At 37.3% G+C, this 18,454-nt stretch carries 25 protein-coding genes; 16 read left to right on the plus strand and 9 right to left on the minus strand.

Translation table 11 applies throughout. From position 1 onward, the window contains the following. The coding region (locus HYU07_05245) for a hypothetical protein (protein ID MBI2129619.1) at window positions 1-220 on the plus strand (220 nt) is incomplete at its 5' end. Between the two features lie 60 nt (window positions 221-280). Here the strand turns inward: HYU07_05245 and HYU07_05250 are convergent. Continuing rightward, window positions 281-718: a hypothetical protein gene (locus HYU07_05250; protein ID MBI2129620.1), complete on the minus strand. Its 438-nt coding sequence runs from the start codon at window positions 716-718 to the stop codon at window positions 281-283. A 276-nt stretch (window positions 719-994) separates the two neighbouring features. Between HYU07_05250 and HYU07_05255 the strand changes: the two genes are divergently transcribed. Both HYU07_05255 and HYU07_05260 read left to right on the plus strand, forming a co-directional pair. After that, window positions 995-1,405, plus strand: a complete 411-nt coding sequence (locus HYU07_05255) for a hypothetical protein (protein MBI2129621.1) — start codon at window positions 995-997, stop codon at window positions 1,403-1,405. Window positions 1,406-1,470: 65 nt separating this feature from the next. Next, window positions 1,471-1,944 (plus strand): hypothetical protein, encoded by a 474-nt coding sequence (locus HYU07_05260; protein ID MBI2129622.1) that lies wholly within the window; start codon window positions 1,471-1,473, stop codon window positions 1,942-1,944. Window positions 1,945-1,954: 10 nt separating this feature from the next. Here the strand turns inward: HYU07_05260 and HYU07_05265 are convergent, their stop codons facing one another. After that, on the minus strand, window positions 1,955-2,830 hold the full coding sequence (locus tag HYU07_05265; protein MBI2129623.1) for a helix-turn-helix domain-containing protein: 876 nt from the start codon (window positions 2,828-2,830) through the stop codon (window positions 1,955-1,957). 103 nt (window positions 2,831-2,933) lie between these two features. Between HYU07_05265 and HYU07_05270 the strand changes: the two genes are divergently transcribed. From HYU07_05270 to HYU07_05300, 7 genes are all read left to right on the plus strand, one after another. Continuing rightward, on the plus strand, window positions 2,934-3,860 hold the full coding sequence (locus tag HYU07_05270; protein MBI2129624.1) for a PIG-L family deacetylase: 927 nt from the start codon (window positions 2,934-2,936) through the stop codon (window positions 3,858-3,860). Between the two features lie 50 nt (window positions 3,861-3,910). After that, the gene (locus HYU07_05275; GenBank protein MBI2129625.1) at window positions 3,911-4,654 is read left to right on the plus strand and encodes a hypothetical protein; all 744 of its coding nucleotides are present in this window, start codon (window positions 3,911-3,913) and stop codon (window positions 4,652-4,654) included. Window positions 4,655-4,698: 44 nt separating this feature from the next. Further along, complete coding sequence (locus HYU07_05280) at window positions 4,699-5,259, plus strand: cytidylate kinase family protein (protein MBI2129626.1); 561 nt, start codon at window positions 4,699-4,701, stop codon at window positions 5,257-5,259. Between the two features lie 77 nt (window positions 5,260-5,336). After that, window positions 5,337-6,014, plus strand: coding sequence for an FKBP-type peptidyl-prolyl cis-trans isomerase (locus HYU07_05285; GenBank protein ID MBI2129627.1), 678 nt, complete (start codon window positions 5,337-5,339; stop codon window positions 6,012-6,014). A gap of 115 nt (window positions 6,015-6,129) precedes the next feature. Continuing rightward, on the plus strand, window positions 6,130-7,170 hold the full coding sequence (gene ftsZ, locus HYU07_05290; protein MBI2129628.1) for a cell division protein FtsZ: 1,041 nt from the start codon (window positions 6,130-6,132) through the stop codon (window positions 7,168-7,170). Window position 7,171: 1 nt separating this feature from the next. Continuing rightward, the gene (locus tag HYU07_05295) at window positions 7,172-7,366 is read left to right on the plus strand and encodes a protein translocase SEC61 complex subunit gamma (protein MBI2129629.1); all 195 of its coding nucleotides are present in this window, start codon (window positions 7,172-7,174) and stop codon (window positions 7,364-7,366) included. Next, window positions 7,367-7,900: a transcription elongation factor Spt5 gene (locus HYU07_05300; protein ID MBI2129630.1), complete on the plus strand. Its 534-nt coding sequence runs from the start codon at window positions 7,367-7,369 to the stop codon at window positions 7,898-7,900. A 15-nt stretch (window positions 7,901-7,915) separates the two neighbouring features. Here HYU07_05300 and HYU07_05305 read toward each other — a convergent pair whose 3' ends face one another. The 3 genes from HYU07_05305 to HYU07_05315 are packed head-to-tail and all read right to left on the minus strand — an operon-like array spanning window position 7,916 to window position 9,864. After that, entirely contained in the window at window positions 7,916-8,524 is a 609-nt protein-coding gene (locus HYU07_05305; protein ID MBI2129631.1) for a hypothetical protein, read from the minus strand. A gap of 57 nt (window positions 8,525-8,581) precedes the next feature. After that, window positions 8,582-9,514 carry a hypothetical protein gene (locus tag HYU07_05310; protein ID MBI2129632.1) on the minus strand — a complete coding sequence of 311 codons (933 nt, stop codon included), beginning with the start codon at window positions 9,512-9,514 and terminating at the stop codon, window positions 8,582-8,584. Further along, window positions 9,511-9,864, minus strand: a complete 354-nt coding sequence (locus HYU07_05315; protein MBI2129633.1) for a hypothetical protein — start codon at window positions 9,862-9,864, stop codon at window positions 9,511-9,513. The genes HYU07_05310 and HYU07_05315 overlap by 4 nt, the downstream gene beginning before the upstream one ends. Before the next feature lie 115 nt (window positions 9,865-9,979). Here HYU07_05315 and HYU07_05320 point away from each other — a divergent pair, with 115 nt between their 5' ends. The 5 genes from HYU07_05320 (at window position 9,980) to HYU07_05340 (ending at window position 15,222) form a co-directional block, all read left to right on the plus strand. Next, complete coding sequence (locus HYU07_05320; protein MBI2129634.1) at window positions 9,980-10,729, plus strand: helix-turn-helix domain-containing protein; 750 nt, start codon at window positions 9,980-9,982, stop codon at window positions 10,727-10,729. Window positions 10,730-10,805: 76 nt separating this feature from the next. Then, a complete protein-coding gene (locus tag HYU07_05325) occupies window positions 10,806-11,348 on the plus strand; it encodes a hypothetical protein (protein ID MBI2129635.1) in 543 nt (180 codons plus the stop codon). A gap of 102 nt (window positions 11,349-11,450) precedes the next feature. After that, window positions 11,451-13,097: a hypothetical protein gene (locus tag HYU07_05330; protein MBI2129636.1), complete on the plus strand. Its 1,647-nt coding sequence runs from the start codon at window positions 11,451-11,453 to the stop codon at window positions 13,095-13,097. Between the two features lie 24 nt (window positions 13,098-13,121). Then, window positions 13,122-13,934 (plus strand): 50S ribosomal protein L11, encoded by an 813-nt coding sequence (locus tag HYU07_05335; protein MBI2129637.1) that lies wholly within the window; start codon window positions 13,122-13,124, stop codon window positions 13,932-13,934. Window positions 13,935-14,019: 85 nt separating this feature from the next. Further along, window positions 14,020-15,222, plus strand: coding sequence for a class II fructose-bisphosphate aldolase (locus HYU07_05340; GenBank protein ID MBI2129638.1), 1,203 nt, complete (start codon window positions 14,020-14,022; stop codon window positions 15,220-15,222). Here the strand turns inward: HYU07_05340 and HYU07_05345 are convergent. Then, window positions 15,203-16,564, minus strand: coding sequence for a 6-phosphofructokinase (locus HYU07_05345; protein ID MBI2129639.1), 1,362 nt, complete (start codon window positions 16,562-16,564; stop codon window positions 15,203-15,205). The two genes, HYU07_05340 and HYU07_05345, sit on opposite strands and share 20 nt — an antisense overlap. Continuing rightward, window positions 16,503-16,826: a hypothetical protein gene (locus HYU07_05350; protein ID MBI2129640.1), complete on the minus strand. Its 324-nt coding sequence runs from the start codon at window positions 16,824-16,826 to the stop codon at window positions 16,503-16,505. The genes HYU07_05345 and HYU07_05350 overlap by 62 nt, the downstream gene beginning before the upstream one ends. A 179-nt stretch (window positions 16,827-17,005) precedes the next feature. Here HYU07_05350 and HYU07_05355 point away from each other — a divergent pair, with 179 nt between their 5' ends. Then, window positions 17,006-18,010: a phosphate uptake regulator PhoU gene (locus HYU07_05355; GenBank protein MBI2129641.1), complete on the plus strand. Its 1,005-nt coding sequence runs from the start codon at window positions 17,006-17,008 to the stop codon at window positions 18,008-18,010. Window positions 18,011-18,027: 17 nt separating this feature from the next. Here the strand turns inward: HYU07_05355 and HYU07_05360 are convergent, their stop codons facing one another. After that, a complete protein-coding gene (locus tag HYU07_05360) occupies window positions 18,028-18,255 on the minus strand; it encodes a hypothetical protein (protein ID MBI2129642.1) in 228 nt (75 codons plus the stop codon). Window positions 18,256-18,276: 21 nt separating this feature from the next. Beyond that, a partial coding sequence (locus HYU07_05365) for a hypothetical protein (protein MBI2129643.1) occupies window positions 18,277-18,454 on the minus strand: 178 nt, incomplete at its 5' end.

Genomic DNA, 18,454 nt, shown 5'->3' on the forward strand with positions numbered 1-18,454 from the left:
TGAGCTTCTTTATCCGACAATAATGTACAATATACTAGGATCAAAAACTTTTGAAGGAAGGGTTTTATATGTATTAGATGAAATCAATCAAAGGGTCACTCCACGTGATTTCTATAAATATGGAGCAGAAGAAGAAACACAACAAAGAATACGGGCCAGTTACAAAGCATTGCAAGAACTAAAAGAAAGGTTTGAGTCTTTTTGTATGCAAAGATCATAATCGCCGATATTTACAACATGCCCAGATAAATATTTGCGCCATTTGCTGCGGCATTCACCATTATTTGACTCTCTCCCATATGTCCCTAGTGTATGATATGAAATCTGTTACAGTCACGGTCTTTCTTATACCTAACACTTTAAAATTATTTTCAAGAATGACAAGTTTTTCTTTCAGGACTGCAGGCGCTGCTTGTTTAAATTCATTTAAAAAATATGAAAGATCATGATATGAGTTGCTAACCCTTCTGGTGATCTTAACAGATAGCGGCATATTGGCAAACCTTTCAATATAATCCCTGATTCTTTCTTTTTTTATAAATTCATTCCTGTGGAAATCTTCTAAAATGGGCAATATATTCCTTTCAAAATAAGAAATCACTTCATCCTTATCTGGTGGGTGGCAAGGGTAAAATAAAGTTCCTTTTTTTAAAGGAATATTATAACTGCCAATATTTACAACTAATTTTCCATTCAATGTTTCTTTCTCAGCTATCATCCTTAAACCTCTGAAATCAACCTAAAGAACCTGTCAAAAACCATCCATTATAGATGGGTGGCATGATGGACTGTAAGCCATTATTAGCCATCCTATGCATATAATGGTTTTTGAGCATGCTCAGAATTTTCCACATATAAAAGGTTGGCTTTCCGCCACCAGTCAAAGACTGGATGGAAAATTCCGACATTTTTATGAGTAAAATATCTTTTGATTTAAAAGCCTTACCATGAATCATGTTAAAGATTTATAAATCAATGCGCATTTCACCATAATATGAAAAGAAATTTTGGAAGAGTTTTTGGAGCAGGCATATCTTATCTGATCCTTACCGGCGCAGTTGTTTTAGCTATATGCAGTATTGTAGCCAAAGAAATGCGCAATGGCAAAATACTGAAGAATCCCGTGACAATTGAGGGAAAGGTAGTTTCAAGCGAGCTTAAAGGAAGGAATTTGGAGTTGAGAATTGATTCATCAGATACGCCGGTAGATTTCTTAGCATATAGCCTGTCTTTGGGCTTTGGAGATGGCAAGTACAAGCACGATATTGCAATTATTTATGATTTATATGAAAAACTCAAGAAAGGCGATCAGGTTAAAGCAAAGGGCTTTAGAGATCCCCAGACCAACGCAATATATGGGTCTGATATAGAAAGACTGGAGTATGTTTCTTTGATAAAGAAATAAGTTATTGCTTCAAATGAATTGAAAGTCATCGACAGGTATTTAAATAAGCCCGCTTACATAATGTTATGAAGCAAATTTACTTTATTTTTGTAATTATCGCACTAATGGGAATAATCATAATCAGCGGCTGCGCTATAACGCCTGAACAAAAACCAGCTCAAGAAGAAGTGTTTGTTAATACAACTCTAGATTATAAGTTTGAGCTTAAAATCAACGAAACTGCTTTTATAACATCCAATAAAACTAATGACATTATTGAAATAAAATTTTTAGATGTAACTGAGGATTCAAGGTGTCCTTCTGACAATTATGTTGCTTGTGCTTGGGAAGGTCAGGCAACGATTATAGTTAATATTTTGAAGAACGATCAAAATCTGGGCAATTTCAGCTTAACTAGCAGGGCAGCCCATGAAGAACTGGCAGTTAAGGCTTTTGACGGGTATTCGATCAAATTACTAGAAGTCAATCCTAGCCAGAAGGTTGCTCAAAAAATAGAGCTTTCAGATTACACTGTGATGCTTGTTGTTTCTAAAGTATAATTAGAAACTTTTATTCAAATTCCTTCAGAAACTTAACCAATTCCTTAGCCTTCTCAAATTCCATGAATTCCTTTTTTGTCAATGCAGGAATGTCTTTTTCCTTTGGCTTTTTGCTTTTGAAAATAACAAGCTTATCAGCATCTATCAGCTTTGACAGCGGCTTTAACTGGGGGCTTGTTTTATCCCCGATTTCAGTAAGGATGATCTCCTTCTCTTTTTTTGCTATGACATCGAAGGGGGCTTTCTTTGTTTCAGCTGCCTCGAAGCCAAGATCGCTGTATTTTTTTGTTACATCTGTTTTTCCCTCTGCTGCCTGAGAAATATCTGCAACAGAAAAAATGTTTATTTTTTCAAAGACGCTCGGGCCAAGAGCATCATACATGCGGCGCGCTTTGTTTATTGTAATATCTGCCTTTCCTTCCTCATATCTCTGTATCATCTTTCTGCTGACTCCGAGCTTTTTTGCCAGAGCAGACAGTGAAAATCCTTTTTCCTCTATCTTTTCTTTCAGAATATCGGGAGCTATTTTTGCCTTCAATCCCGCCCTGTCGCGCATAATGAATGGCATCCTGTTGCCGATGCAGCTGCAGAAGGTGTTGTAATTAAGCGTATGGATCCCAAATCTTGAATAAACAACATTGTCCTCTAATTTAACAGCTGCTTTCTCCGCTATTACAGCCGGGCTTCCCCCGATATAGCTGCTTATCCTCTGCATTTCCCTTGCGTATTCCCCTGAAATTGAATTCGCGTCTTCAAGAACTTTTATCAATAAGATCTGGCTTTCCTTCCTTGCCACAATGTCAAAGCAGGTTCTGGTCAGGGATTTCAGCGTATAGCCTGCTTTAAGAAGATAGATGCTTATTTTTTCCAATAAGGACTGCTTCATAAAGAAAAAGGAATATTTGTAATTTTAAATAGTTTGCTATTAAGTTTCCTTTCAGGCAGTTTGCAGAAAGTTTTAAATGCTGGCATAAAATTCCATCATGAAAATGTCAGGCAAATTTATCAAATCAGAACATGCGTATAGGATATTGACTGCCCATCCGGATGATGAAATACTGATCTCAGGATTACTGCAAAGGCTAATCAGCACAGGCTCAAATATTGATTTTGCCTGTTTAACAGACGGCAACCAAAAGGTTTCCGGAGATATAAGGATCAAAGAGCTTGAAAAAAGCCTTTCAATGATAGGCTACGAGAAACCATTAAACAGCATGTTGGAGGAAAAAAAGATTTATGACGCTGTTCTTAAAGGCGATAATGAGGGGCTATTGGGCCTGATTGAGGAAGCAGCAGCAAGTATAAGCCAAGGATTGGAAGCATACGATCGTCTGCTGGTTCCTGATTTCAGCGGAGGCCATTTTATCCATGATCTTGTCCACTATCTTGCAGCAGCATCTGTTAAAAAAAACCATCTGGCAGGAAAGTGCGCAATCTATGAGTACCCTCAAATCTATCTTGCTGGCGCTGACAACCTTTCTATAGAAGATGCGCTCGTCATAAGCGAGCATATCCGTGAAGGAAGAATAACTGAATTTCGGTTTAGAGTAATTATTGGAGAATTATGCCCAAAAAAATACAACGATTATCCTGATGACAAAAATATAGGCATGGCTGATGGAAGAATAGAACTGACAGAAGAGGAGCTCTCCAGGAAGGGAAAGCAAAAAGAAGCGCATGAAAGCCAAAAAGAGCATCTAGATCGTTATAAAAAAGATTACGATGACGCGCATAAGCGCTCAGAGATTATCAGATGGGTTCCTCCAGACACAGATTACACTAAAAAACCGATGCCAGGCCCCTGTCTTTATGAGGTATGCTCTTGGCGTAAAAAAGAAGACCAGCAAAGGATAGTGAACTTTGAAGATTTCAGAAGGGTTGTCGAGCTTACTGAAAATCAGTTTATTGCATTTTAATATTCTGGAGTTCTCTTCGTGAACTATTTTATCACTTAAAAATAATGAAGATGGAAAGATTTAAATATGGCTTAGAAGAAACAAAAGATATGCATAGGGGCTGCGGAGTTTATGTAAGTGGAACAGAGGAGTCAAAAGAAATCGCAAAACTATTGGGATTTCCAATAAAATTATTTAACCCGGCTCTTATCAAGAATCAGAGGATAATTCTGGTTTGCGGCGATGGTTATGAGCATCAAATGAGCCACAAGGTCTCCAAAGCTATCAAATGTGAGTTTTCTAAAATAGTTATTGATGCGCATCACGATATAAAAAGAAAAGAAGTTATAGACTCAGCCTCTCATGTGCGTTATTCAGTAGAGTCCATCAAGAAATTAAAAAACCTCTATATGTCGGGTTATAAAGACAGGTATTACGGGGAGTTATCTGTATTTGCAAGGGAACAGGCTGAAGCAGGGAAGGTTCGCTTTGAACAAAAATTGGGCTATTTAAACGAAATAAAAGGAGAGATATTACATGCCTCTTTAGATCTAGATGTGTTAAAAGGCTGCGGTTTCTGCTCTGAAGAATTCAAAAGGAATGAAAGAAATATAGAAGAAGAGACATACGGCATGTATGATTTCTATGAAGGCCCGACACTAGGAGAAGTTTTAGCTGTGATGTCTGTTGTGAAGCAAAATAACGATGTTATAGCGCTTGATATTTGCGGCCTGGACATCAGGCAGGCAACTAAAAATAATGCAGCTAAGGGCGTTGATGCTTATAGGAAAACAATTGATCTTTTTTTGAATTAATGTTATTGAAAAAGTATAAATACAACCTCTTTATTAATTTCTCAATGATCATCACAATCTCAGGCAAGCCCGGATCCGGGAAAAGCACTGCTGGGAAGCTGATTGCAAAGAAATTAAAGTTAAAACATTATTCTGTCGGGGATCTCAGAAGAGAAATAGCCAAAAAACACGGCTTAACTATAGATGAGCTGAATAAGGTCGGTGAAAATGAGGAATGGACAGACAAAGAAGCTGATGATTACCAAAAGGAACTTGGCCTGGCAGAAGACAACTTCATCATAGATGGCTGGGTTTCATTTTATTTTATACCTAATTCCATCAAGATCTTTCTGGATGTTGACCTTCACGAGGCAGCGAGAAGAATATTCAAAGACCAAAGGCCAAGCGAGGAGCATAAAAATACAGTTGATGAAGTTTTTAAGATGATTAAGCACAGGCTGGAAGAAACAACCAGAAGATATGAAAAACATTATGGCATAAAGGATTTCACAGATAAAAAATACTATAACCTAATAATCAATACAACAAGCCTGACAATTGATCAGGTTGCCGATAAAATACTTGATTTTGTCAAAAATAAAACCAAAAAACCAACACATTTATAAATACCTTCCTTATTTTCCATGATATAATTTCTACTGATTGCTAAAAAAGTAGGAATAACTAAAGAAATAAAACCAAAATGAAAATAAGCAAAAAAGACTTCATTGAAATTGAATACACAGGGAAGCTGAAAGACGACAACATAGTTTTTGACACAACTGACAAAAAGGTTGCAGAAGAAAACAAGATCTATGACGAAAAAATAAGCTATGGCCCTGTCACAATCTGCGTTGGCGAAAGCCAGATAGTTGCCGGGCTGGATAAGGCCCTGGAAGGCAAGGAAACAGAAAAGAATTATGTGATTAACCTGGCGCCAAATGAGGCATTCGGAGAGAAGAATGCAAAGCTCATGAAGCTTGTGCCGTTAAGCATGTTCAGGAAGCAGGGAATGCAGCCGTTTGTGGGATTGCAGGTGAATATTGACAATGTTATCGGGACAATAAGGACAATCACCGGCGGCAGGGTAATTGTCGATTTCAATCATCCGTTATCAGGAAGGGATTTGGCATACAATGTGAAGGTAAACAGGCTGGTTACAGACAAGAAAGAGCAGCTCGCTTCATTATTGAAAATGCTGGGCATTAAAGAGCCGAAAATAGAGTTAAATGAAGGCAAAGCAATAATAGAGCTTGAGCAGGAACTGCCAAATGAGGCAAAAGAAGAGCTTGCTAAAAAATTAAAGGAAACTGTTGAAATAAAAGAGATAGAATTCGTAAAACTGCAAAAAGAAAAAGTTAATAAACAAGTAATAAAATAGTATCATTTGAGAGTTAATATGAGGTGGAAAATTGGCTGATTTTATACAGGATCAATATGATGAGCATGTGAAAGCAAAAGCGCCAGGCGCCAAGCTGCAGCACAAGGCGAATGTCATGGATGCTGAGCTTGAGGAAATGCTTTCCAAGCAAAAAGCTACAATAAAGGTCGTAGGCACAGGCGGCGGCGGGAACAACACAATAAACAGGATAACTGAAATTGGAGTTGTTGGGGCAGAAACTATTGCTGTCAACACAGATGCCCAGGACTTATTGTTCACAACTGCTGACAGGAAGATACTTATTGGCAAAGATCTGACTCACGGCATGGGAGCAGGCTCGATTCCAAAAGTCGGGGAAGAGGCTGCAAGGGAAAATGAGCACGATATAAAAGAATCACTGGCAGGAGCTGACATGGTGTTCATAACGTGCGGCTTGGGCGGGGGAACAGGAACAGGATCTGCTCCGGTAATTGCTGATGTTGCTAAAAAAATGGGAGCATTGACAGTCGGGGTTGTTACACTGCCGTTTTCAATGGAAGGCAAAACACGATATGAAAATGCAATCATCGGTCTGGAAAAGCTTGAGCAGCTTGTTGATACGTTAATTGTCATTCCTAATGATAAATTGCTTGAATTGGCTCCGGATCTGCCTTTGCACACCGCATTTAAGGTTGCAGATGAGATCCTGACAAATGCTGTAAAAGGAATTGCAGAGCTTATAACAAAAGCAGGATTGGTAAATCTGGACTTTGCTGACATAAGGACTGTCATGACAAACGGCGGAGTTGCCTTGATTGGCGTAGGCGAGTCAGACTCTGAAAACAGGGCAGTTGAAGCTGTTGAAAAGGCAATCAACAATCCTCTGCTTGATGCTGATATTTCAGGGGCAAGCGGCGCATTGATCAATGTTTGCGGCGGCCCTGATATGACGCTTAATGAAGCGCGCGTTGTTGTGGAGACAATATCCGAAAGAATTGACCCTGATGCAAGGATCATATGGGGAGCCCAGATTGCAGATGACCTGGACAAGACAATACGGGCAATGCTTATTGTTACAGGCGTCAAATCACCGCAGATATTCGGCCCGGAAAGAAAGATGGGCGAAAGAAGGAAAAAAGAAATTGAGGAAGAACTCGGCATAGAGTTTGTTAATTAAGATGGACTTTGCTTCTTTGACTTCAAGATTTAAGGCATTTATTGAGGAATGCAGAAGGGTTTTGCTCATTACAAAGAAGCCCACAAAAGACGAGTTCAAGACAATAGTCAAGGTTTCGGGAATAGGGATGCTGGTGATCGGCATTATTGGCTTTATAATCCAGATGTTTTATTTGATCATGATAAAAGGTGGCTAAATGGAAGAATCAAAAGAAGAAACAAAAATATTTGTATTAAGGACAACTGCAAACAGGGAAGACCAGGTTATGGATTTTGTTGTAAACAATGCTGCAAAGAGAAAGCTCGAGGTTTATTCAATAATAAAGCCGCATGGGCTAAGAAGCTATATATTCCTTGAAGCAGCAACAAAGCTTGATGCTGAGCAGGCTGCACTTAACATCACCTATGCAAGAGGCATTCTGCCTAAGGAAGTGAAATACGAGGAAATTGAGCACATGCTTGAGCAGGTAAAGCGGGAGATGAATATTCAGAAAAATGATATTGTTGAGATTATTTCAGGCCCATTTAAAAGGGAGCAGGCAAAGGTTTCAAGAATAGACAAAACAAAAGAAGAAGTTGTTGTTGAACTGCTTGAAGCAGCTGTCCCGATCCCTATAACTGTGAAGATGGACGCTGTAAAGGTCATAAGGCGGGAATCAGAAGCGACTGAAGCAAAGTATGAAGCAGGAGAAGAATCTGAAGAAGAGCCGTCTGAGGACAATGTTTCTTAGAATAGGAGAGGCATTTTATTCTATGCCAGCCACTCTCTCTATTTTAAATCTATATTTTTCTGGTGGGCGGACATATTTCATCAAATCTCCAAAGCTTAAGCTTGCCCCATATCCAAAAGGTTTTATTAATTCGCCACGAAGAGTATCTTCAAGAACATCTCCAGTAACGAGTTCATCTGGAAATACTCTTACACGTGTCCTTCTTTGATAAATGAGGGTTTTTTTAATTATTTGTTGTCCATTAACGAATCCATTATAATTCAATAGTTCTTCATCTGTTACTTTGCAAATTCTTGTTGATTTTTCTTGTCCGATAACTTCCTCAAAACATAACTCTCCAAAATGCAGTTTGTCTCCATATGCCTGAAAATTCTCTTTAAAAGTTGGCTTTAAGCTTTTGGGAATCAATCCCATCATAAAGGATTGAAGTTCATCTTTTATGTACAAACCATCTTTTGGTGCTACGCAGAAGTCAACTAAATGATTCCAACACATAATTACATCATCACCCACATATTCGCAATCTACATTTTTTCCAGGAAGATAATTTTCATTAAAAATTTTCACTATCACTACTTCTGGATTTGTTTCCAACGCTTTTTTTATAACTGTTAATTTGCTCATTCTGATTACCAATATTCTATTTTATTTGTGTACATTTCATGTGCCTCTCATTCAATTTTATTTTTTCGCATGGTTTAATCTTAAATTTTTATTTTTTATACAGTAGTATGGTATTTTCCAATCCGTCCTATCTAAGAGTTCCTCAATTGTTTCTATTGCTACATTCATTCGCTTTGCAGGAAAATATACCATTATCTTGTCATCATTTTGGCTTAATTCAATCGGGCATACAAGCCTTGCTATCCAAAAGCTATCTGTCTGATCACAGATATAACGAAATGGGTTTAAATGCCTTGGCTCTTCATAATGCATAGAAAGAGAACTTTCTTCATCTCCCATAACTTGAGAGATTGCTTCTTTTCGTTTTCCTTTTTTTAGCAAATCTTCTATTTCTGCTAAATCACTCATAAGAACTTCTGCATCAGCAATAGTGCTTATTGCGTAAAATAGATCACGATTGAGATCGTGCGGTAAAAAGAAAGTTCTTAGGGATTTTTTTATTTTTTTGCAGGACATTTTCTCAATTATTGCAAGAGCATTCTCTCGTTTTTTTCTCGTTGTCCCTCCTTCAATCTCAAACCCATTATAAATTTGTTCATAAATATCTAAGAATTCTTTAATACTTGAATTTTCTAAACTGCTTCCTATTTGGTTTCTGTGTTCTGCACATGTTATTTCATGAGAATAATAAAGTTCTCCAAGCTCCTTTTCAATTGACATAGAAGTTGAGTCACCAAAAAACCTTTCTTTTAATAAAGCACCCATATCAGGAAATTCTCCAGGAAAGCCAAAAATCTTATTGTTTGTAATAGTGTATGAATCTGCATATCCCCTGCTTATAAGTACTTTTTCTATAAGTCCCTCTAATCCTTCCTTAGCAGCTTTTCCCCCAGCCATACTTATTTTGTCACTTCTATAACCAAAATTACTATACGGATGTTTCAATCCTTTTATAGGCTCCATGATGTAAATGATTTTTTGTTGTTTCATTCTGTTGGGTCTTTTATTTTACTCGGTCTTTTATAAAATATGCGGATTACACAGTCTTTGTAAATACTAGATCTTAATGAACATCCTTTAGGTCCGCAATCAAGAACCTTAACATTGGATCTGTAAGTGTCTTCAAAATAAATCAGCTCTGTGTTTTCAATTGTACCTTTGACTGGGAAGATTTCAAATATACCGTTTATATTTATAAAATCAAAGTCTCCAAAAGGACAAATATTAAGATAGTCATATTCTCCCTCTATATAAATGTCTAAACTTTTTATTATTTTTTCAAGTACCCCGATCTTCCCTAACTCCAGTTTATTCAGCGATATTTTATATAGTTCATCCATTTTAGCATCTGTTGTATTTATTATTCTGTAGTAATAATAATATAGCTAATATTTAAATCTTTGTTGTCAGTTTTAATACGAAAGATTTATATAGAGGATATGCCTGATGATAATTATGATCAACAAAGATAACTTAATGCAGATAGGATTGACAAAAAATGAGACAGATGTTTATTTATGCCTTTTGCAGCTAGAAGAAGCTCTTGCAGGCGAGGTCTCAAAGAAAACAGGAATTTCCAGAACTTATATTTATGACACGATTGAGAGACTTGCTCAAAAAGGCCTGGTAAGCTATGTTGTAAGGAACGGTAAAAGATACTACAGGGCAGCTTCCCCAAACAAAGTTATTGATTATCTGAAGGAACAAGAAGCAAAGGTGAATTTAATTCTGCCAGAACTTTTGGCATTGCATAAGCCATTAATTAAAAAACCAGTTGTAGAGGTTTATGACGGCCCTGAGGGAATGAAAAATATCTATACCATTATGTTCAGAACAAAACCAAAAGAATGGCTATTGCTCGGTAGCTCCGGAAAAGCAGAAGAGGTTGTAAGCCATGATTTTCTCAATATAATGGAATCAAAAAGGGCAAAATTAGGGATTGGATTTAAATGTTTAATGAACCCTGTGCCCCAAGCAATAAAAAGGGGAAAGGAATTAGTAAAATTTCAATTAACAGAAGTCAGGTATCTCCCGCAAACTTATGTAAGCCCGGTTTCTATTTACCTATTCGGGGATTACACTTCTTTAATGCTGTGGATGAAAGAAAAGCCTTTGGCCATCTTGATCCATGATAAAGACATTACCCGCTCTTTTAAAGAGCACTTCAAGATTTTATGGGAATTATCTAAAGTCGACAAAAAATAATTAAATTTACTTAAGAGTGGTGAAAATTAGAAAGATTTAAATAGCAGCGATTCATTTTAATTTTAAGGAGATTAAAATGGGACAATATTATAGCCCTGTAGAGGTTGTAAAAAAAGGACAGAGAATCGGTTATTTACGTGAAATGCAGCCGTCTATAGGTATGAAAGATGTTTTAGTCGGAATAGCCAATAATGGGGTTAATGCAATTGCGGCAGATCTAACATCTAAAAAAGAGTACGAAACTTTTTTTCGAAATGAGGCTAATTGGTTAAACACTATTCTATACAGATTACCAGCAAATGAAATTCAAAATTGCCATGGTGCTGGGGTTAAGTTAGACCAACTAGAAACAATTTTAATGGAAATAGAAAAGAAACGCTTTAATAAGGACATGGAAAATATTAAAAATAAATTTGGGGAAGATACATTTGTAGCAAGATATAACGGAGAAACAATTGACTATGATAAAAATGAAAAACGGTTATTAAAAAGAATACATGATAAATATTCTAAATATCCTGACTCTAAAGGAGAAGTCATTTACGTTGCCAGTGTAAAATCTCACAATAAAAAGAAAGATGAAAAAATCGAATTACCATCACCGGAAATAGCTTTCTGACTTAGAGATGTTGGAGAGGCAAGGTTTATCTTGAAATTCAATAACTTTTTAAATTAATCTTTATTTTCCTATAACCAAAAGGGGTTCTTTAGGCATTATAAAATGATAAGGCACGATTTTCCAAGAGAAAGCGAAATAATAGGGGAAGATTTTGGAGCTTTAATCAGAAGAATTGGTGGAAAAAATGCTGGACACAGGTTATTTGCAAAAATACAAAAAGATTTAGAAACAAGAATACCTGAAATCAAGGATTTCTACCAGCCAGAAAATTTAGAGATAGAGACTTCTTACTATGACAGATTTGAAAAAATAATGCTTACGCAATTTGGAAAGCCATTTGAATGGTTTAAGAGCCTTCCTGAGGAAACAAGGAAAATTGGCGGAGGGGTGCTCAATCCAGAAGATGATGTTGATATATTATGGAGAATTTCTTATGGGTATAAGCCTGGTCAGGAGTATACAATATTACCAAATGCTTTAATTCAAGCTTCTCCAGATATTAAGAATGTTCTTTATGAAATTCAAGAAATGGCTAGAAAAAAATTTCCTGACGCTGATGCTAGGAAGGAATTTCACTTAAGGTCTTCTACTACTATTGAGGATTTTGTTGATGACAGGTATTACGATACTTTTAAAACAATGGACGGCGTTCCTCTTTTTGAACAGCGTTTTAATCCAGAACACAATAACTTAATTACTTACATTCTATCTATGTTTATAAATTTTTATTTAATGAAGCATCACTCAGAAGGAAAATACGGACTGGATAATGTAAGCTTCGCTTTAGGAATACAACCAACAATTAGCATTAGCACTTATAAAGAAAAAGATTTGTTTGCTATTATTTATTCCAGCTATCCTGAGTATAAAGAAAAGAGAACCGTGATAGAGGTAAATGGCATATTGTCAGACCCTTTGTTTGGTGGTTCTTTTTTTGGTTTAAATATAGCAAAAATACAATTAACCAGTATAGATAAAGGAGGGCATATCTATATAAAAAATGGATTTTCAGATAGCCTTAAAAAAGCATACTCAGGAAATAAAAGAAAAGAATTCCATAATGTGAGGGGCAAATATAGTTTATTCTCTTATGAGCAAATAATTAAAATAGATAATGTAGTGAGAGCAATAGAGGAATATTTGGGTTATCCGGTAAATTTTGAGTTGCCAATACAAGATAGAAAAACTTATTGTGTGCAATTAAGACCCGTTCCAAGATTAGCAGAGAATAGAGAAATTAAATCATTAAAACCTTTACCAAAAGACTATATGTTATTAGCAAGAACCCCATTTGTTTATGGCAGTTTTAAAAGAAAAGGGAAGATAGTTCAACCTGCTATAAAGCATACAAGGGGTTTTAGATTCCAAGAACCAGTAATTGCTTTGCATTATGCAAATAGGCCAGCTGAAGCATGGTTTTGGGAGGATGACAATTGTAATGGCTTATTAAATCCTTACGAGGGTTCTGTGTTAAGACATGGTCATTCTGTTATTCCTCGTTTTGGTGAAGCTAGAGATAAATTTATTTTTATAGGTGTACCAGGACTTTACAAGATTATAGAGCCACACCTAAAAGCTAAAACTGAAAAGTGGACCATTCCTTGGACTGGAGATAAGCAAGAGGAAGTTTTTAAATATTCCGATTTTGAAGTGATTATAGAATCAGACGGCAGAAGAGGAAGGGTTTATCTTGACCCTGAAGCGTCAAAAATATTTCATACGAAAACAAAAAATTCAATAACTTTTTAAATAAAACCCTTATTCCAACTCAATATGGCAACACAAACAGTCGAAGTATTGGTTGAAGGCGGCAAGGCAACAGCTGCTCCGCCATTGGGCCCAGCTTTAGGTCCGACTGGATTGAACATAGGCCAGGTTGTTGCTGACATCAATAAAAAGACTGCTGCTTTCAAGGCAATGCAGGTTCCAGTAAAAGTTAAAGTTGACACTTCCAATAAAACTTATACAATAACTGTGGGCACTCCTCCTGCTTCTGCTTTAATCAAAAAAGAAGCTGGTGTGGAGAAGGGCTCCGGGAATCCGCTGCAGGACAAGATAGCGGATTTGAGAATAGAGCAGATTATTAAGATTGCAAAGATGAAGGAAGATGCTCTTCTTGGAAAAACCCTGAAAGAAAAAATAAAGGAAATCATAGGAAGCTGCAATTCAATAGGAATTCTTGTTGAAGGCGTTGGCGCAAAAGAAGCCATAAAAATGGTCAATGAAGGCAAATTCAATGAAGAGATCAAAGCAGAAAAAACAGAGCTGTCAGCAGAAGAATTAAAGGCATTGGAAGAAGAAAGGAAGAGGCTGCAGGAAGAGGCTGAGAAGAGGAAGGCAGAGTTTGAAAGGCTTGCAAAACAAATTATTGACAGCATGGCGGGCAAGCCAAGAGGAGAGATCAAGGCCAAGCTTCACGAAGCAAAGATCCCAGAAGCCATCATACATGAATTACTGCCAGTTGAAGGCGTTGGCGCAGGAGCTCCAGGCGCGCCAGGAGCTGCTCCGGGAGCTAAGCCGGCTGCAGGGGCTGCAAAAGAGGCTGCTCCGAAGGCAGAAGCGAAGAAGGAAGAGAAGAAGAAATAAATATATTCTACAATATACCTTCCCATTATCAGTATGGCAATGTTTTTAAAGTTTGTTGCATTTCCCTATTTGCAGGGTTAATAAAATGACTGAAAAATTACAGTTGTATTCTTTTGTTCCGTTGCTTATGGCTGCAGAATTTTCTTCTTTAATAGGCAGACCGGCTGCAATCGGCGCATTTAATGTTAATTTCTATGCACAAGGAGAAGGCATTCTTGAAGGCTTGCGCAAGGCAGAAGCACCGGGGGTAATACAGGCGAGCAAAGGCGCAAACAAGTTTCAAGGCGGTGCAGATAAAATCCAATATATGGTGTTAAAGGCAATGGAGAATATGAAAATAACTCTGCCGATTTGCCTGCATCTCGATCATGGCGATGAAAAAAGCGCAATTGACTGTATTAATAAGGGCTTCAGCTCTGTGATGATTGATGCCTCTGAATTGGACGAACTTGATAATATGGCTGTTACTAGAAAGATCGTAGATTATGCGCATACGAAAGGCATTGGCGTTGAAGCAGAGTACGGCAAGTTAAAGGGTGTAGAAGAGCATATATCATATGAGAAAACAACATATGCAGACCCTAAATTCGTTCCTGTATTCTTTGACAGAAGCAAAGCAGATGCTTTGGCAATAGCTTATGGAACTTCGCATGGCCCAAATAAAGGCAAGACAGATGCATTGAATATATCAATAGTTGCATATAGCTATGCTGGGCTAAAGGCCTATAACCTGAATTTGGATCATTTCCTGGTCAGCCATGGCTCCTCAAGCATTCCACAGAAAATTGTTGAAGAAATAAACCAATATGGCGGTTTGTTAAAGAATACAAGTGGAGTTCCAGATTACATAATAAAGCAGGCTATTACCAGCGGAATTAGAAAAGTGAATATTGATACAGATCTGAGATTAGCTATAACTGCTGTATTCAGGAAATATCTGCATGATAATCCTGGAGTTGAGCAGAAGTCAGATGCGCTGAATCTTGTCAAAAAAATATTCAGCGGAGAAATTCCCGCAAGGGATAAAGATGGAAAAGCAGTTAATCCGGCAGAAATAACTGATCCAAGAAGCTATCTGCAGCCGGTTATGGATCTAAATCCTGAATTGCTAAGGGAAGATTATAGAAGCCTAAAAGACAGCGCGTTTGTAGAAGTAATGGAGCTGGTTAAAAATAGAATAGCGGAGCATGTTAAAAATCTAGCAATATTGTTCGGCTCAGCAGGATTGGCAGGCAAAGTGGATACAAGACTTACACTGGAAGAGATGGCTAACAAGTATTTAAAATAGGCCTGAAATATTCTAATCCTGCTTCAGTTATTGAATATGTCTTTGGGTCATAAAACCTTTTATCAGCTGTTCTCGGCACAATTTTACCCATCCCGTCTAATTTCAACAGCCCGTCATCTAAGATGGTTCTCAAATCGAAGGCTTCTGCAGCAAACTTAGAATCTTTTCTTTGCAATGCAACAAACTTATTTGTCGCTCCGTTATCAATTAGCTTTACACAAGCTTTTCCGATTTCGATTGCATTTTTAACATCAGTCTCGGTTGGCAGACCGCTTCTGTAAATGTAATTAGGCTTTTCATCGTTGAAATTTCCTGTTTCGACTTCTAGTTTTAGATCTTCTTTCAGCCTTTTTGCAATTATCTCAGCAACACCGCCGAGCTTTTTATGGCCGAAGCCGTCAATATTTGACTCATCTTCGCTTATCGGCTTTTCACTTCCGATATGCTTTGCTCCTTCTGAAATCACAATAACAATGTTTTTTTCATTCAAGTAAGCAAGGTTTTTGTCAGATTTAATCGGCTTATTGTATTTTTCTTTTATCTTTTCTTTTAAATCCGCGTAATCAAGGGGAAATTCTGGGATAATTATGAAGTCAGGCTGCGGAAATTCTTTTAACTTATTCTCAAGCAGGATATTGCAGCCAGATGCCAAAGCCAGCCATCCAGCAGTCCTGCCCATGCACTCTACAACCATTATTCTGCTGTGCGCATGAGATGTTGTCCTTAATGCAGCAGAAAACTCAGCGCTTCTGCATGCAGCAGTTGCAAAGCCATTTGTATAATAATTGAAAATGCTTTCATAATCAACAACATTCCCATCAGGGGCATTTCCACCAACATCATTGTCGATGGTTTTTGAAGCCATTACAAAAGGGATTTTAAGCAATGAGCCCTGCATCATGTCTTTTGCAATGCTTAATGTGTCCTCTCCTCCAATTGCAATAAAGCAATCAACCAGTTCAGAAATGTTTTTTGCGCCTTTTTCAAGGCTCCCATCATTCTTTTTCAGCCTCTCTCTTTCTGTTTTTATGAATGTTCCGCCGACATAAGGATCTATCATTCCTGGGCTTAGATGTTTATAGTTTCGGTTTTTGACGCCTTTCCATCCTTCAAGGAAACCGATTAGCTGATAGCCTTTTTTTGCCGCTTCTTCTACTGCGCTGTATAAAAAAGCATTTAAAGCAGATGTATCGCCTCCACCTGTTAAAATGCCGAGTGTTTTCATTATGCTGCCCCAACTGTCGGAGATTACATCGCTTTTATTAATTTTTCTCTTTAATTCAGCAATAATCTTCCACATACTTTCCAAGAATTTTTGAAGCGCATGCTGCTGAAAAGCCATTTCCAACCACTAATCTGTTGCCTTCATTCACAGAGACAGGCGATTCGCCGCAGACATCTTCTATGCACTTCCTTCCCTTGAGCAATGCATCTTCTCCATAGAACTTATTAGTGCAGTCAGCTCTTATGTCTTTTGTGTTTGCAGCAGCAACTTCATTGTTTATTCTATAAACTTCCACCGTATAGGCGCCTTTTTCTCCGTATATTATCGCGCAAATGCCTTCTTCTCTGCCTTCATGCCTTGCTGTTTGAATGCCCAACATTTTTGACCTCCTTAAACTTATTGTTTAAGCATAAATAACACGAAACTTTTAGAATTTGCCAATATTTATTATATGCAGTCATATCTTTCACTATTGAGATATATTACCATATATTTTTTTAATTTTCAATATAGCGAAACATTTAAATATATATCCCTATTTACATAGACATAATTATTATGAAAAGAAAAATAATAAAGCAAGGCCATAGCACCCTGACAATAACTTTGCCTAGCAAATGGGCGCAGGATAGCGGCCTGAAAGCCGGTGACGAGATCGACCTTCTCGAAACTGAAAACGGGCTGCTTATTAACACTCAATGCCAGCAGGAATTTTCTTCTGTAGTATTGAATATTGACAACGACTTCAGCACACCAATACTTTGGAAATATTTTTGTGCAGTTTACCGTGCAGGTTATGATGAGATAACTGTGAAATTCCAGAGCAACAAGAAATATGAAGATGCTTTTGGCTTTATAACGCCATATGCAAGGGACCCTTATTTGCCTAAAGAAAAGTATGAAAAAACAATCTTGGCAGTGGTCCAGGATATAACAAACAGGTTTATTGGCATGGAGATTATTGAGCACAGCTTAGACCATTGCGTTATAAAAGAGATGGAAGAGCCTAGCGCAAAGGAATTTGAAAATGCCATGCGCCGGGTATTCTTTATTATTCAGCAGATGTTCAATGATGTAATTGGGATAATAGAAACCAGAAACTTTGACAGATTCGCAGATGTTCATATTTTGGACATGAATATTGACAGATTCCATGATTTTTGCTGCCGCATACTGAATAAAATGAGGGCAAAAAGCCAGTCAAAGGCAGAAATAATCTATACAACCTTGTTTATCCTTGAGCTTCTTGCAGATGAGTTCAAGCATATTTCCAATTACTATTACAACGCCAGAAAACACAGCATTAACGATGCAGAGTTAAAGAGAATGAAGCAATTTATGATGTCAATATCTGAACAGTTTAATATGTACCATGATTTGTATTACAATTTTGATCATGAAAAGGTTAAAAAGATTTATGGCAAATGCGCTGACTTGTTTGCAGAGCCGCTTATAAAAAATAAGAACAATGATGAAGGATTGCTGCATCACTTAAGGAAGATAAGCGAGTTCACCTATTCGTTGACAGAGCTCAGAATAGAAATGGAGTATTCTATAAAATAAAAAGGGAATAATAAGCCTCAATCAGGGCTGCTCAGCCTGAACAGCAGCTTTGCAAGCCCCCTGTAGTTTTCCTTTATTCTTTTATCAAGGTCTTTTTCTTTTATGTAAAATGCAGTCTTATCGTCTTCCTTCTTTTTGAAAACACCGGGCATTGAAGCTATGTCTTCGTATTGATCTTTCGGCAGGCAATAGCCCAGCGCCACATAATGCCCTTTTCCGTTGAATTCCATTAGTTTGCAGATCATTTTTAGCTTGTTTTTTATCTGTCAAATATATTTTGAAGAGCTATGGTCTAAACAAAGCCGCACTTTATTGGGCGATTTTCTCAAAAATGATGCAGGGCATTGCTCGTCTATCGGCCCATATAATGCCCTTTCCACAATATTTGCCTTTTCTTCTCCAAATGCTATCAACACAATCTCTTTTGCATCTAGAATAGTCCCC

The sequence above is a fragment of the Candidatus Woesearchaeota archaeon genome, from assembly GCA_016180285.1.
Lineage (GTDB): Archaea > Nanobdellota > Nanobdellia > Woesearchaeales > JACPBO01 > JACPBO01.